The organism is Pseudanabaena sp. PCC 9330, assembly GCF_055795045.1.
Genome location: NZ_JAYFES010000117.1, coordinates 237,420 through 252,536 on the forward strand (window position 1 = coordinate 237,420; position 15,117 = coordinate 252,536).

The window sequence follows — 15,117 nt, forward strand, 5'->3', positions numbered from 1 at the left end:
TGAGCGAGTGAGTGTAATTCCTCCTGTTGATTTAACGGGGCAGTTTAAAACCATTCAATCTGATGTCAATGCGGCCGTGGCCGAGGTGCTGGCCTCTGGCCAATACATCAATGGCCCCATGGTTGACACCTTTGCCCAGGCCTTTGGCAACTACGTCGGCACCGAGCACTGCATTGTCTGTAATTCTGGTACTGATGCTCTCTATCTGGCTCTGCGATCGCTCAACATTGGCCCCGGCGATGAGGTGATCACCTCGCCCTTTACCTTTATTGCCACGGCGGAGGCGATCAGCGCCGTGGGGGCAACCCCGGTCTTTGTCGATATTGATCTAGATACTTTTAACCTAGATGTGACCAAGCTAGAAGTCGCCATTGGCGATCGCACCCGCGCCATCGTGCCGGTGCATTTATTTGGTCGCCCCGTAGATATGGGGCCCGTGATGGATCTGGCCGCTCGCTATGGCCTGGCCGTGGTAGAAGACTGTGCCCAGGCTACCGGCGCTAAATGGATGGATCAGCCCGTCGGGCGCATTGGCCAAGTGGGCTGCTTTAGCTTTTTCCCCACTAAGAATCTAGGCGGCTGCGGCGACGGCGGCGCTATCACCACTAACGATGGCGAACTGGCCGCTACCGCCCGCATGCTCAGCGAGCACGGCAGCCGGATTAAGTATCACCATGAGGCGATCGGCATCAATAGCCGCCTCGACTCGGTACAGGCAGCCATTCTCGATATCAAGCTGCGCCACCTCAACACCTGGAACCAGCAGCGCCAGCAGGTGGCCGATCGCTACCACAGCCTGCTTAACCAGGTCGACGAAGTGGTACGCCCCCAGCCCGTCACCTTTGGCCAATCGGTGTGGAACCAGTACACCCTGCGCATACCCCAGGCTACAGCGGCGGGTCAGGAGCGCAACCAGATCCAGCAGATGATGCGCGAAGCTGGGGTGATCTGCATGGTCTATTACCCCCTGCCCCTGCACCTACAACCGGTCTATCGTCACCTGGGCTACCGTCCTGGCGACTTGCCCCAGGCCGAGGCCGCCGCCCACCAAGTGCTGTCCCTGCCGATGTTCCCTGAGCTAGAGAGCTCTGCCCAGGAACAGGTGATAGCGGCTCTAAAGGCGACTCTGGCCAAGGTGGAGCTAAAGACAGCCCAGTACTGTTAGCAACCAGGACTGTTAGGAGATGTCCAGATAGCAGGCCGGTTTTACCAGCGTCGCCTGAGTAGATCTCCCTACTCACAGACAACGATCCCTTGTAGTTTCCTATACTATATTTAAGGAAGATTAACCCGAGTTTGGGGCATTCCCTCCCTCGCATCGCCCTACTGTTTCCCCTTTGGTGGTGGGTGCTAGACAGAGTGAGACCCCATTGCCGCAGGTTGCTTAGAGCTATCTGCGGGCGGGGCTGCACCAAACCAACCTAGGGAGTAACACAGTGGCAGGTCTAGATCCGGCTTCTATGGGCAATTACGACCCAGCGGCGATCGCCCGTTATTTTCGCTGGCGACTGGTTACCCTAGGCTGGCGAGTGACGCAAATTCTCTGGTGGCTGGGCACCTTCGTGCTGGGGCTTCAGATGGATCGCTGGCTGGGTCAGGAGGTGCAAAACCGCCCCCGCCGGGCTGCGCAGCTGCGTCAGGTGCTGACTGACCTCGGCCCCACGTTTATCAAAGTTGGTCAGGCGCTCTCGACTCGCCCTGACCTAATTCGCCAAGATTTTCTCGATGAGCTGACCAAGCTGCAAGATCAGCTGCCACCCTTTCCAACGACGGAAGCGATGGCCATCATAGAGGCTGAACTCGACTACAGCCCCGAGGAGGTATTTAGTTCTCTCTCACCGCTGCCCGTGGCGGCTGCCAGTCTTGGTCAGGTTTACCGAGGGCGGTTATTTTCTGGCGAAGAGGTGGCGGTGAAGGTGCAGCGGCCTAACCTGCGCCCGGTGCTGTGCCGAGATCTCTACCTGATGCGGTGGGCCGCTCGATGGCTGGGCAGCTTCCTGCCCCTCAACCTGGGTCACGATCTGACGCTCATTGTCGATGAGTTTGGCATCAAGCTCTTTGAAGAGATCGATTACCTCAACGAGGGTCGCAATGCCGAGCGTTTTGCCGCCAACTTTAAAGACGACCCCACGATTAAGGTTCCGGTCATCTACTGGCCCTACTGTAGTCAGCGGGTGCTCACCCTAGAGTGGATAGAGGGCTGCAAGCTTACCGATACTGCCACCCTAGAGGCCGGCAACCTCGACCCAGATCAACTGATTGAAATCGGCGTCACTGCTGGCCTGCGGCAACTGCTAGAGTTTGGCTTTTTCCACGCTGACCCCCATCCGGGCAACCTGTTTGCCCTAGCCGATGGCCGCATGGCCTACATCGACTTTGGCATGATGGATCAGCTCGATCAGACCACCAAAGAAACCCTGGTCGATGCGGTGGTACACCTGATCAATCAGGACTTTGCGGAACTGGGCAAAGACTTTGTCACCCTAGGGTTTTTGACCCCAGACACCGATTTAGGGCCGATCATTCCGGCCCTGAGCCGAGTTTTGGGTGACGCGATCGGAGCCAAGGTAGAAGAGTTTAATTTCAAAACTGTCACTGACCAGTTTTCAGAGTTGATGTACGAGTACCCTTTTCGGGTGCCGGCCAAATTTGCCCTGATCATTCGCTCTCTGGTCACCCAGGAGGGCCTAGCCCTGAGCCTGAATCCCAACTTCAAAATTCTCAATGTGGCCTACCCCTACGTGGCCCGCCGCCTACTGCTAGGCGAAACCCCGGCCCTGCGCCAGCGACTGCTGGAGGTACTGTTTCAAGACGGACAGTTGCAGTGGAGTCGTCTGGAAAACATGCTGGCGATCGCCCAGGGTGACACCGGCTTTGACCTTCTCCCTACCGCTGGGCTGGGCTTTGGCTATCTGATGTCTGAGGAAGGCGCTCATCTCAGGCAGATGATTGTGTTAGCTCTCACCGAAGATGATCGACTTCACACCCAGGAGGTGCAGCGGCTGTGGGCTTTGGTCAAAGAAGACATCACCCTCGATCGCGTTTTGGGAGTCGCCTGGGGAGCCATCACTCAATACTCGCTGGATCAGGCTGAGCAACTGGTGCCAGCTGTAGGGGGGTTGCGACAGGTTCTGAGAGCCTAACCCACTGCCGATTTCAACCCCATCAGGTTTAAGCAAGGAGAAGCGCTTATCGGTATAGATAGGTCGACGCTCTCCCGTATAATCAAAAAACGTAACGTATTGTTTTATTTCTTACCCCTGTGTACCCACAACCGCCCTACGTTTTATTTTTCGCTGGGTTTTTAGCCGCTGTGTCTTCGGGCTATGCCTTTAGTACCTCGCTCCAGCAGTCAGTCAACGAGTGGAATAGTAAACGATCTACCCGCATCTTAGCGACTCTGCGTGGCCCTCGGCTGCAAATTCCCTTCTTTGGAATTTGCGCCGGTGTATGTGTTTTCTTAGCCTCGGGTATTCAGCTGTTTGGCTTTTCGGCGAAGGCAGCTTATGCCATGGGGGTGCCAATGACCCTCCTTAGCGGTCTGCTGATCTGGTCGCAGTTGGGTAAAATCTTGCTGCTGATTGAAGAAGGTGGTTCAAAAGCCTTAGATCTCGATGCCTTCTGATACCAATTGTCCATTTTGATCGATGCCTGGGGCTGTCGGTTCCTTCACCGGAGCAGCGTTACCGCCCCGAAAAGGCTGGGCTGGCCGCAGATGATATGTCTGCCAGCGGTAGGGTAACCGTCACGGTGGTGCCTCCTTCAGCCGATGATGCGATCGCCAGTTGACCCAGGTGGGCATCTACAATGCGCTTAGTAATGGCCAGGCCCAGCCCATTGCCCGAGGGCTTAGTGGTAAAAAATGGCTGGGTGAGCTTGGGCAACACCACAGGTGAAATTGGTTCACCACAGTTGTGAATGCAAATGTTGACGCTGCCGCCAGTAGGAGGGCTGATCGTCCAGGTAATGATGTCACCTAGGCCGCAGGCCTCCTGAGCATTGGTGATCAAGTTGATGAATACCTGCTTGAGCTTGTCGCGATCGCCCCAAACGGTAATTGGGTTGTCCAGGGTGACCAACTGAAGCCAGTCTAGAGACTCGCTTTGGTTGTCTGCTAGGGTGGTCACCACGGCTTTCACTAAGTCATTGATCTCGACCGGGGCTAGGTCAAGGGTTGGTTCGCGGGAATAGAGCAAAATTTCGCTGAGTAGCTTTTGCAGTCGCTCTGATTCCTCTAAAGCGAGGGTAAGGCGCATTTGAGCCCGCTCAGATAGGTCAAGGTCACGAAAGGAATTGAGCCCCAACAGAACTGTAGTCAGTGGGCTGCGCACCTCATGGACAATCATGGCGGCCAGTTCGCCGATTTCTGCCAAGCGGGCCTGGGCCGCTTCAGAGGCACGACGATCGCTGATATCGCGAGCTAGGGCTAAAACGTAGCGTTGACCTGATTGGGTCAGATCATTGCTCTCGGGATCTAGCCTTCCCATGCGCACCTCTACAGGAAAGCTGGTGCCATCTTGGCGCTGATGCCAGCCCTCCAGGGTTTGGGGTGCCCCTGGCTGAAGCTGTCCCCAGATCTCGGTAAAGTTGGCAGGGCTATAGGTGGTTTGAATATCATCGATTGAGAGCTGTAGGAGTTGATCGCGACCGTAGCCCAGACTGTTGCAGGCAGTCTGGTTGACGTCGATAATACGGCCGCTGCCATCGATCACAAGAAAGGCATCTACAGCCTGTTCGACTAGGGTGCGAAAGCGGGTTTCGCTCTGTTTACGGATAGCTACAGCAACAGTAATTTGCCCAAACATTTGCTCGAAGGCGTAAATGACGTCTCCCAATTCATCGTTTCTGGCCTGGGGCAGAGACGCAAAGGTAAGGGCTTGGGTGTCGTAGTCATCGCCAATGGCCTGACCCGCGGTGAGTAGATCCTGGCGCAGCAGCATGACCGGCCTGATCAGGAGACGGTGCAGCACCAGCAGGGTGGCACCGGTAACAAAGACAGAAATAATGACTACCAATCCGACAATGCGACCAATGAAAGCAAAATATTCGCGCTGTACCCAGGTAGCGTCGTGGCGCACAATCAGCACGTAGCGATCGCGTAGGGGGAGCATATCCCAGGCGGCATCGTAGCGGCGCTGACGACGATAGTAGCGGTCAGGGCGCATGGCCTGCTGGCTCTGGGCCAAGGTCAAATTGGGAACTTCTCCAAAACGGCCTACCAAAGTGCCATCGAGACGGTAGATAGCGCCGCCCAAAATCACCTGATTGGTCTGGATACCCTGGAGGTGATTGACTAATTTGTCGTCTTGCAGGTTAGCTAGCACAGCGGCATCAATCCGACCTAGCGCTTGGGCCGTCGATAGCGATCGCAGATAGTTCAGCAGCTCGCGCTCGCGGCGCATGACCGATGGCACCAAAATCACCGCTTCAATCAAGACGATGCTTAAAAACACCCAGTAGGCAACGCGCTTAGAGAGCCTGGCGGCCAAGAAGTCGCCTGTCGATTGCAGCATTGGGCTTACCCAGGCCATCTTGTCTGACTCTAACTAGAGATCTTTGATGATTTTTTGAGCACAATACTACCATTGAGGATAGTCGAGTCAGCCTGGGTCAGTTTGGCGATCGCCAGCTAAACTTAGGAGCCAACCGTCAACTTAGCCACTCGACTCCGATGACGGCACCGTCAGAGACAAGCCACCCGGAGACAAGTCACCCGGAGACAGGGCATCGTCAGAGACTCAACACAAGACACTGTTAGAGACAAATAGAGACAAAAACCATGGGGCCTGCTGACCATCTACCTGATTCCTCTGCCGCGCCGTCTGACCCCCAGGCTGCGGTTATGATCCTGCGGGTATTGGGCCAAGATTTAGCTGCCCTCCATCAGCAGGTCTCGACCCATATGGCCGACGATATCGCCCATATGCAGGCTCGCAAACAGCGGTTGATGGCCGATATTGAAGCCCTAGAAGGAGACTATGAAGCTCTCCGAATCCAGCATCAGCAGTTGCAGAGTAGCTATAGCGAGACCCTTAACCAGCAGCAGATTGCTCAGCAGCAGGCCTGGGCCAAGCGTTTAGCTGTGGCTCTGGCCACCCACCTTCAAGGTCGCCTCGAAGCCTCATTGGCGGCAGCCAATGCCAACGCCCTTCAGGCCACCAGTCCTCGATATGGCGCAGGTCACCTCTCTGCGGCCAGCCAGGGTTTAGCCGCCCTTGATGCCACTCTGCAAACCACCCTGGCCTCTCTCCAGCAAGACTTGACTAGCTACCACAGCAGTATTTCCCAGCAGATCAGCCGCATGCAAAATGTAGAGCAGCAGGGAGAAGCCATTCTCGAAGCACTGGTAGCCCGCCTCGGCCAGCAGTTGCAGAGCCAGATGATATCTGCTAGCCGCAATGGTCACAGCAACCCAAACAGCTACCCTCTGCCCCCCAGTCCTACGGGGAATGGGGTGGCAGTCGGAGATCTGAGGACAAGCGGTTGGGGTGAATACGATCGCCCCCCCGCCTCGCCCCCTGATTCCACCGCTCAGGTTTACCCGACCGCTGGCCCCGACCATCGTTCGCCGCTGTCGGGGCCAGCTCTACCGCTGAGAAAAACTTACCGCAGCCCCCAGGCCAACCCAGCCCCCAACGGCAGTAGCGGCGAATATACGGACTCCCCAGGCGTAGCTGTGCCCCCTGGCCATCAACCTCAGGTGAGCCATCAAGCCCCAGCGGAGCGCGGCGATCGCGCTCTGACCATAAATCCTCAGATGGGAATTATCGTCGTTGTGCTGTCTACCCTGGCACTGTCGCTGCACAACGTCCTTGTAGGAGTCATCGGCTACGGGGGGCAGATTTTCGGGCGCGTACCGATCGAAGCTGTGCTGCCGCTGACCATTCCTAACTCACTGCTGTTACTGTGGCTGCGAATGGTGGTGGTGGTACCGCTGCTGGCTCTGATAGCCCCTCGGCTGCACCCTACCGTAGGCCGTGATTTACGACAGATGTTTAGCCGTGACTACCGGCGACCGCTAATCCAGGTGATTGCCAGCGGTGGTTTTTTGTTTTTATCGCAAATTTTAATCTACAAGGCCATAGCTGACGTAGGGCCAGGGGTAGCGGTAACGCTACTGTTTATGTATCCGTTAATTACAGTGCCCTTGGCCTGGTTTCTGTTTGGCGATCGGCCCACCCCCCTGCGGCTGGTGGTGATGTTTGCTATCAGCATGGGCATCGTGTTCACGGCCCTGCCCCGCATCTACAGTGACCTCAGCGGCAACGGGGTATCGCTCTGGGGAGTAGCAGCAGCCCTCTTGGCCAGCGTCGCCTTTGCCCTGTTTTTGATCGCCATGCAGCTATGCTTTCGACGGCTACATCCGGTCTCGGTCAGCCTATTTCAGTTCAGCACCATTTTCATCTTGACCAGCCTGATTTTAATCGTTGGTTCCCTAGTTGGCCTCTCTCCAGGAGCACCAGCCAGCTCCCTGGGGCTCTATGTCAGCGCTGGGATGTTAGGCCTGCTCACCTTGCTGGGGTACTTGTTTAATAACTATGGAGTGAAGCTACTGGGGGCTGCCCAGGCATCGATTGTCGCTGCCAGTGGCCCGGTAGTTACGGCTATTCTGGCCTTTTTAATCACCCCTGGAGAAAAGTCAGCGCTGCTGTTTATTCAATGGATGGGAGTGGTTTTAGTCACCCTGGGCGTTATCTCTCTCAGCCTAGAACGGGTGACTAGCCAGCGCCGCCAGGCTAAGCAGCGCAGCGCTGTTCCGGCCAACACCGGTCAGTGGCCCTAGCCTCGGCAATGGAGCTGAAGGCTAATGACTTAGCAGATCTTCTCCCTAAACATGAATACCGCAGTTACGCAAACAAAACCCGCGCATGCGCGGGTTTTGTTTGTGAGCTCAATCAAATTTTTGCACGTCTCTGATGACAAAAACTGAGGCCGTGCCAACGACCTATAGCCATCGTTGCGAAAGGGTATGGAATTTCCTCACCGTGCTGACCATGGCTATGGGAAACTATTCTGTCAGAGACGGCGAGGGAGCTACCCAGTGAGTGCCCCCACCCTGGCGGCGACCCGGAAATTCATCGCGGCTGTTGGCACTGGCAGCCCCAATTAGCCCAAAGGCCTGAATGAAGACTAAGACTAATAGCGATAGCGATCCAATGGCTATAAACGAATAATAGGACCGGGACTTTTGTTCGAGCTGATTGTACATCCTGATTTACCGCTGTTGCCTCAGAATTAACCGAGTTAAGCCTGAGGGTAGACGCTCCCTAAACAACATTGACGACCCTTGCTTTACCCTTAGAGGGAGATGTAGATTGCGGCTAACATCAGCAAAGCCTATATCCATTAAGGCTGACTCGAACCTCAACCATCGACAGCAGACCTACGGAACTTAAGCCTAGGGAATTCCACGGATTGATCGGTACATCCGGATAACCTCTATGAGGTTTGTGTAAACTTTCCTGAAATATTTCAGAGTTCGTCCGGGAAGGTTGAACGTAGGCTTAACCCATTCGATGCTGGGTTCAAGCCCTGGAGCAAATCATCCGTGCCTCTACGGAACTCCGTCGGTCGGCCCTTTACAACTTTGCTTTGCCCTAGCCGAGGTGACGATGACGATAGGGCCAATTTCCCAGATCTAGCCGAGGCCCAGGCTCTGAAACCAAAGGCCAAGCAGAAGCCCTAACAATGCTCCGAGAGTGGTGTTGATGCCATTGACCAGCTCGTTGGTCAGCCAGGCAATCTGGGTTTGTAGGGTGGCCCCAATCAGGCTTTCAACGGTGGTGGCGATCGAGGCTACCACCAGGCAAAGCAAGATGCCCCAGGGACTCACTAACCCCACGGCCCAGCCCCCCAGGGCTATGACTAATGATCCGGCAACCCCGGCGAGGGTGCCCTCTAGGCTAACTGCGCCTTCGGTACCGGGGGGTACTGGCTTGAGGGAGGTGATCAAAAAGGTACGCTGACCGTAGGCTTTGCCCACCTCGCTGGCCGTGGTGTCGGAGAGCTTAGTGGCTAGGCTGCTGACGTAGGCCAGGGCTAGGGGTGGCAACCACAGGTCTGACTGGGCCGGGCTGGCCAAGCTGCTGACCAGGGCGATCGCCACTCCACAAACTGCCGCCGCCAGGGCTGACCCCCAGACGTTTTCTGGCCCCCGCGCCCCCGATCGCCCCTCAGCAATGCCAGCGGCCTCTTTGCGGGCTTTGCCCAGTCGGGTCACTGCCGAGCCTGCCAAAAAATAGGTCATTATCACGGCGTAGCCTCGCCAACCCAGGCAGCCCCAGATCAGTACCCCCAGCCCCCAGGCGTGGAGGTAGCCCGCCGGAGTGAGCAACTTTTTGGGCAGACGCCAGGCGATCGCCAGCAGCAGCCCGTTAAGAACAGCCCCCAGCAGCCAGCTCTCCCAAGCAGTCGTCACAGGCATGGTGGGAAAAATCATGGGATTACCTCGTGGGCGATCGGACGGGCCATAGACCAGTTTTCTAGAGAGCAAAAGCCTTATGCAAATGCAAGCAGTTGCCCGAGCCTGGGCTGGGCTCATAGGTGAGCCGGTCAGCCACTAGATACATGATCTTGAGCCCCCTGCCGCCCTCAGAGTCGGGGTTATTAACTGAAATCTTATGACGCAGCACGGTAGCTAAGTCAAAGCCAGGCCCGCGATCCCAAATGCGAATGTCGACGGTGCGATCGCTGACGACCACCTCAATGCCTATGGGGGTAGTGGCTGGCAGCCCGGCATGGGCGTGGCGCACAGCATTGGTAAATCCCTCGATCAGGGCTAGCTGACACTGGAGCCAAATGTTGTGGGGAATGGGCGATGCCTGGAATTGATCAAACCAGGACAGCACCGACTTAAGCTCACTGGGATCGGTTTGTGTCTCTATTTGGCTAGTGTGCTGGTAGGTCAAAGTGGACAGTGGCTAAATAGATCGCATCGGCATCCCTATGCATCATAGGCTCAAGTCGCCCCTGGCAGAACCCATGACGGCAAGAGTTTCACAGGGCGTTGTTGCATGAAAGGGGTGTTACGGATGGGGTAAAGGCCTAAGGTTTAAGCATCACCGAAAACCTGACGCCGATGCAGTACCGAATCTGTAACTGGTCTGAGTATAACGCTGGCCTGAAGCCGCGAGGACGTCTCACCGTATGGTTGAGCGGACCGGCTGGTGACAACATGGACGTGACCAGGAGGATCCTCTCAGACACACAGTGACGTCGTCATTGCGACGGTGGCGACATCAAGCCGTCGAGTTATTCTGGCCATGTGCTGCGCTGAAGGGCATGAATTCAGTTGGCTAAGCCCCAGAGATATCCGGTTGAAGCTTAGATCACGGCCCCTATCAGAGAAATGGTGACCCTTGAACGATTCATGCAACAGAGCCGATTGGTATTAGTCAGCGGCCAAAAACGCCAGGTAGTCACTGGTGATCTCTTTTACTGCTGCTTCGTAGAGCTGCTGGCCGTGCTCGGGGGTGGCCAGGGCGGGGTTAGATCCCATGCGGCCATCGGGGTAGCGCAGGCGAAAGTCGGTGGGGCTGTAGATGGCGTGGCCTGAGGGTGCCACCTGCGGGTCGAGGGTCGCCTGCTTGATAAAGTCGGGGTAGGCGTACTGGGTCAAAGCCACCTCGCTGGGGGTCGCGTGAGAACCCTCTTGATCGCCGTAAAGCTCTTTGGCCAGGGTGTAGACTGACCGGGCCATAAACCAGTTGGCGGTCTTGCAGCGTACCCGCTCGGCATTGGGAATCTGGTCGGTAGCCAGGGCTGTATAGACCTCGGCAAAAGCCGCCTTGAGGGTAGCGATGTTGCCACCGTGGCCGTTGACAAAAAAGAAGCGGGTAAACCCGTGGCGCACCAGGGGCGCAAGATAGTCTTGAATCAACGCAATTAGAGTGCTGGGGCGCAGGGTCATGGTGCCCGGAAAACCGGTGTGGTGCAGGGCCATGCCCACGTTAATGGTGGGGCCCACGAGGGCATTGGCCGCCTCGCCCACGCCCTTGGCAATGACCTCCGCGCAGATGGCGTCGGTGCCGATCAGCCCCGTGGGGCCGTGCTGCTCGGTTGAGCCAATGGGGAGAATAATGCCCGTCGACTGAGTCAGATAGGTCTCGACTTCGGGCCAGGTGCAGAGATGCAGCAACATAGGGCAGATCAGGGAACAGGGGCAGAGCCTCACTATAGCGTTTGGCCTGGCTGTCCTTGAGGCAGGGTGCACCCCTGGGTAATGTGTTCTCTAGTCTAGATCGGCTACTGAGCCACGTGGGCAACCGATGGTATGACTTGCTACACTGCAAGACCAGCTTCGTTGGTAAGAGAAGGGTGGATGCCAGAGAATCATCGGTAGAGTTCCACGATTAGCTAAAATTAGTTCATTAGTGCCTATTGGACTGTGATTATGATGGCAATCTGCCTAGCCTGCGCCATGACAGGCGAAGAGCAGTAAAAATGAAAGGAGCAGCAGTTCCCAAGGTTTGGTTAAACCAGTTAGCCCAGCCCCCCTTGCCTAGACTCATCGGGATAACGCCCCCGGCAATCGCTAAGCGAACGAGCGTTGATGTTACCTGTGAAGGAGCCGCGATTATGCTACACCGCAAGATCTATCAACTCTGTTGTGATGGTCAAGACGTGTGGATTTTTCTTCGGGATCAACAGCGTTGGATTGAGCGGGCGAAGATTTTAGACATTGAAGGCGAGTTAGTCACGTTTCGCTACGAAACCGAGGAAGACGACGAAATTTGCTCTTGGGAAGAGATGGTGCGTCTGGAGAGTATCGGCGCGGTAACCAAGCGCTTGGCCGCTGTGCCCCGAGGCGATGTGGAAATTAATGTCTCTGACGATTGCCCCGAGACCGAGCAGCTGAGCGACCCCTACCCCGAGTCCAACGCTGACTAGGGGCTAGGGGCAGAGCTCTAGGTATTCACCGTTGACGATTGCGATCGCCCCACCGGGAAATGGATCGCTCTGGCTACGGTTGGGAGCACTGAGCAAATATCGCAATTTCTCTACGTGGTCAAAGCTGACTTGCGCTGAGGTGGTCTGTTGCAGGAACCGGTAGAGCACCCGTCGCTGTAGAGCGAGGGGGGCGGCGGTAAGGGGCGATCGCACAATTTTCCAGGATTGCCCAGCCATCGCTGGGCTGGCGATCGCAGCCCTGTAGAGTTCATCGGCCAGCGACTCCAGCAGCTCCACCTCGGCGGTCAGCAGTTCAGCGGTGTGGGCCAGGGTGGCTTCTACCCCAGGGTTAAAGTGCTGCTGTAGGTAGGGCAGCAGCTCTAGGCGAATGCGGTTGCGGGCGTAGCTGGTGTCGCGGTTGGTGGCGTCTTCCCAGATGGGCAGGTCGTACTGGCGGCAAAAATCGGCAGTCTGCTGGCGGGTGAGATCGAGCAGGGGACGCACGACGGTGATGGCTTGCCCAGGGGCGATCGGGCGCTGCCAGGCTAGGGCTTGCAGGCCGTCGGTGCCGCTGCCGCGCAGCAGGTTGTAGAGCAGGGTTTCGGCGCGATCGCTGGCTGTATGCCCCGTGGCCACGCAGGTGCAGTTTTGCTGAAGGGCCAGGTCGGCAAAGACCCGGTAGCGCCACTCACGGGCGGCGGCTTCGGTGGGGTAGAGGGCATCGGCAACGGCAATGTGGCAGGGAATCGCCCAGCGATCGCCCAGTCTCTGCACAAACTCAGCATTGGCAGCAGAGTCTGATCGCCAGCGGTGATCGCAGTGCACCACGCGCAGTTGCCAGCCCCACTTGGGCCGCAGGTCTACCAGCAGTTTGAGCAGACACACCGAGTCTTGCCCCCCCGACACTGCCACTAAAACAGCGGCTGCGGGGGGCATCAGAGGGCGCTGGCGTAGCAGCCGATGCACGGTCGCGTGGGTGATGCTCCAGGGTGGCCCACCCATAGATGACACCTGAGAATGCAGCCCATCCAGACTATCCCACTGAGGCGGTTTCGGGCGATCGGGCGGTTAGCAGCTCAGGTCTTTATAGATCGTTGAATGTGTCATTTGTAACCGGCTAGGCATCTTACAGCGCTGTTGGCTACCCCTGATCCCGCAGAACGTACAGCGGTGCGCCCCTACAGGTTGGCCTTTTAGAAATCGGGGGCGTGGGATTCGGATTTGGTGTCACGCTTTGCCCCTCCCCCGAGCGAGAGCTGGGACAGCACAAGGGCATACACCCTGTGCTAAGGGGCTAAGGTCATGTCCTAACGGTTCTGGCGATGGCTATAGTTAAAGCGGTGGCCCTTTCGCTTATTAGGATTTTTCCCTGACCCATGGCTCAGCCCTACCAAACCCTCATCGATGAAATTGTTGCCGCCACCCTCAAGGGCAAGATTCAGTCGAAGCAGCAGGTCTACCGCATGCTGCAAGGGGGCATAGAGCCCGGCGGCGGTGAACTGTTTGAGCGTGCCCTAGCCGCCACCATGGCCGCCCTAGAGCCTGAACTGGCTCCCGGCGATGACGAATTCAAACATGCCAAGGCTGTGCGGCGGCACCGGGCTCTGCTCACCATCCAAGGCGAGTGGCAGCGGTGGCAGGCCGACAATCAGGCCACGGCGGCAATGGCCGGGGCTGAGGCTGAGATCGTTGGCGCACCGCCCGATCAGCGCCTGTCTGAGCTGATGACAATCCTTGACCCGAACCGCGACCCAGCCCTCTCGCGCGATCAGCTGGGGCAGTTGGCCAAGGCTCTTTACCAGGCCGCTGACGCCCCTGACACCCCCGCCACCGAGGCTGCCCCTGCCCTCACTACCTTGGCCACTGGTCTCGATCAGGGCATTGCCGCCTGGCAGCAGCTCGAAGGTGAGGTGGTGGGGTGGATCTATGCCCAGGGGCAGCAGATGGGGTTTAGTGGGCCGGGCGATCGCAGTGGGCCGTGGCAGCACTGGGGTCGCGTGGTGAGCCATCCGGCCCTCAAACGCCTGTTTGAAGATCTGGCCCAGCACCAAACGGTGACTGCTGCTGGCATTGCCGCCCCCCTTGCTGTCACCGATTGGGTCGTCTGGAGCGTGGTCTTGCCGCGTCTACAGCTAGCGCTGGTGAACTGGTTTGACCGCCAGCCCTACGATCCTCAGGCGGGTAAACGCCTCTCCATCGCTACCTTTCTCACCTTTGCGGTGGTGTGGGGGCAAATCGCAAACCGTCTGGAGGGGCAGGGCCAGCGCACCTTGGCCATGGGATCGTTTCAACTGGCAGTGCAGGGGCTGCGCCAGTTTGCCAACCAGAGCTACTTCCCCCTCTACGGCGGTCTCTTTACGGCCCTCTCGGGCGAGCCTCTGCGGGCGCTGCTCGACTACCTCGATCGGCCCCTCCAGGCCGTCCCCAACACGGCGGTGAAAGCCCGCATTCTCACCCTGCTGGGCTATTCTCAGCGGGCCTTGGGCAACTACGGCCAGGCCCAGCGCTTTCACCAGCAGGCGCTAGAGGTGGCCCGTGACGCCCAAGATATGCCCTGTGAGATCGCAAGCCTCAACCACCTCAGCCGCACCTGTGTGGCCCAAGAAGACTTTGACGCTGCCCAGGCCCACAGCCAGCGAGCGCTGATCTTGGCGCGTCAGGGGGGCGATCGCATCGGTCAAGCCAACGCTCTGGCCAACCTCGGCTATAGCCAGGTGGCCCAGGGCAAATCGCAGCTGCTAGAGACCGAACAGTATGAGACCGTACTTAGCTACCTAGAACAGGGACTGGCCCTGTCAGCCCAGGTGGGCGATCGCCCCAGCCAGGCCCTCTGCGCCAACAGCCTCGGCATTGCCCAGCTCAAGCTGGGACAGTATAAGGGGGCGATCGAGTCGCTCCAAACCGGGCTACAGGTGGCCCAGGCAATCGGCGATCGCTTTCTGATGGCCTCTAATTTTGCCAACTTAGCTGCGGCCCACGAGGGCGATGGCAACCTTGAGCAGGCCGTTCTCACCGGCTGCCTGGGCATGTACCTGCTGCATCAGATCGACTCCCCCGAATGGCGACAGCCCGCCGCCCTGCTCAGTATTCTCTATGGTCAGATCGGCCCTGAGACCTTTGATGGTATTCTCAACGACCACCGTCGCCAGTTTTTAGCGGTGATTGGCGTCGACGGCTACGACTTTTTACAGCCCCTGCTGGCCCGCTACCGAGAATCCCTGGAGTAGG

The 15,117-nt window shown here is 57.6% G+C and carries 11 protein-coding genes; 6 read left to right on the forward strand and 5 right to left on the reverse strand.

Translation table 11 applies throughout. From position 1 onward, the window contains the following. Positions 1 to 7: 7 nt before the first annotated feature. From AC0QKW_RS23230 to AC0QKW_RS23240, 3 genes are all read left to right on the forward strand, one after another. Positions 8 to 1,165 (forward strand): DegT/DnrJ/EryC1/StrS family aminotransferase, encoded by a 1,158-nt coding sequence (locus AC0QKW_RS23230; protein WP_473153483.1) that lies wholly within the window; start codon positions 8 to 10, stop codon positions 1,163 to 1,165. 295 nt (positions 1,166 to 1,460) lie between these two features. Then, positions 1,461 to 3,143 carry an ABC1 kinase family protein gene (locus AC0QKW_RS23235; protein WP_473153664.1) on the forward strand — a complete coding sequence of 561 codons (1,683 nt, stop codon included), beginning with the start codon at positions 1,461 to 1,463 and terminating at the stop codon, positions 3,141 to 3,143. Positions 3,144 to 3,262: 119 nt separating this feature from the next. Continuing rightward, complete coding sequence (locus AC0QKW_RS23240) at positions 3,263 to 3,625, forward strand: hypothetical protein (RefSeq protein ID WP_473153484.1); 363 nt, start codon at positions 3,263 to 3,265, stop codon at positions 3,623 to 3,625. 58 nt (positions 3,626 to 3,683) lie between these two features. On the opposite strand, the gene AC0QKW_RS23245 is transcribed toward AC0QKW_RS23240, so the two are convergent. Beyond that, a complete protein-coding gene (locus tag AC0QKW_RS23245) occupies positions 3,684 to 5,513 on the reverse strand; it encodes a sensor histidine kinase (protein WP_473153485.1) in 1,830 nt (609 codons plus the stop codon). 266 nt (positions 5,514 to 5,779) lie between these two features. Here AC0QKW_RS23245 and AC0QKW_RS23250 point away from each other — a divergent pair, with 266 nt between their 5' ends. Beyond that, entirely contained in the window at positions 5,780 to 7,783 is a 2,004-nt protein-coding gene (locus tag AC0QKW_RS23250) for a DMT family transporter (protein ID WP_473153486.1), read from the forward strand. An 855-nt stretch (positions 7,784 to 8,638) separates the two neighbouring features. On the opposite strand, the gene AC0QKW_RS23255 is transcribed toward AC0QKW_RS23250, so the two are convergent. From AC0QKW_RS23255 to AC0QKW_RS23265, 3 genes are all read right to left on the reverse strand, one after another. Beyond that, a complete protein-coding gene (locus AC0QKW_RS23255) occupies positions 8,639 to 9,439 on the reverse strand; it encodes a TIGR00297 family protein (protein ID WP_473153487.1) in 801 nt (266 codons plus the stop codon). A gap of 43 nt (positions 9,440 to 9,482) precedes the next feature. Beyond that, entirely contained in the window at positions 9,483 to 9,908 is a 426-nt protein-coding gene (locus tag AC0QKW_RS23260) for an ATP-binding protein (RefSeq protein WP_473153488.1), read from the reverse strand. Positions 9,909 to 10,390: 482 nt separating this feature from the next. Next, positions 10,391 to 11,140: a creatininase family protein gene (locus tag AC0QKW_RS23265; protein ID WP_473153489.1), complete on the reverse strand. Its 750-nt coding sequence runs from the start codon at positions 11,138 to 11,140 to the stop codon at positions 10,391 to 10,393. A 437-nt stretch (positions 11,141 to 11,577) separates the two neighbouring features. Between AC0QKW_RS23265 and AC0QKW_RS23270 the strand changes: the two genes are divergently transcribed. Next, a complete protein-coding gene (locus AC0QKW_RS23270) occupies positions 11,578 to 11,889 on the forward strand; it encodes a DUF6679 family protein (RefSeq protein WP_473153490.1) in 312 nt (103 codons plus the stop codon). Positions 11,890 to 11,892: 3 nt separating this feature from the next. On the opposite strand, the gene tilS is transcribed toward AC0QKW_RS23270, so the two are convergent. Continuing rightward, positions 11,893 to 12,891: a tRNA lysidine(34) synthetase TilS gene (gene tilS, locus AC0QKW_RS23275; RefSeq protein ID WP_473153491.1), complete on the reverse strand. Its 999-nt coding sequence runs from the start codon at positions 12,889 to 12,891 to the stop codon at positions 11,893 to 11,895. Between the two features lie 374 nt (positions 12,892 to 13,265). Between tilS and AC0QKW_RS23280 the strand changes: the two genes are divergently transcribed. Continuing rightward, positions 13,266 to 15,116 carry a tetratricopeptide repeat protein gene (locus tag AC0QKW_RS23280; RefSeq protein ID WP_473153492.1) on the forward strand — a complete coding sequence of 617 codons (1,851 nt, stop codon included), beginning with the start codon at positions 13,266 to 13,268 and terminating at the stop codon, positions 15,114 to 15,116. Position 15,117 lies beyond the last annotated feature (1 nt).

What these genes read in the sequence shown, in the direction of transcription:
- AC0QKW_RS23235 (WP_473153664.1), top strand. Translation starts at nt 1,461, where the DNA reads ATGGGCAATTACGACCCAGCGGCGATCGCCCGTTATTTTCGCTGGCGA.
- AC0QKW_RS23245 (WP_473153485.1), bottom strand. Translation starts at nt 5,513, where the DNA reads ATGCTGCAATCGACAGGCGACTTCTTGGCCGCCAGGCTCTCTAAGCGC.
- AC0QKW_RS23250 (WP_473153486.1), top strand. Translation starts at nt 5,780, where the DNA reads ATGGGGCCTGCTGACCATCTACCTGATTCCTCTGCCGCGCCGTCTGAC.
- AC0QKW_RS23255 (WP_473153487.1), bottom strand. Translation starts at nt 9,439, where the DNA reads ATGATTTTTCCCACCATGCCTGTGACGACTGCTTGGGAGAGCTGGCTG.
- AC0QKW_RS23265 (WP_473153489.1), bottom strand. Translation starts at nt 11,140, where the DNA reads ATGTTGCTGCATCTCTGCACCTGGCCCGAAGTCGAGACCTATCTGACT.
- AC0QKW_RS23270 (WP_473153490.1), top strand. Translation starts at nt 11,578, where the DNA reads ATGCTACACCGCAAGATCTATCAACTCTGTTGTGATGGTCAAGACGTG.
- tilS (WP_473153491.1), bottom strand. Translation starts at nt 12,891, where the DNA reads ATGGGTGGGCCACCCTGGAGCATCACCCACGCGACCGTGCATCGGCTG.
- AC0QKW_RS23280 (WP_473153492.1), top strand. Translation starts at nt 13,266, where the DNA reads ATGGCTCAGCCCTACCAAACCCTCATCGATGAAATTGTTGCCGCCACC.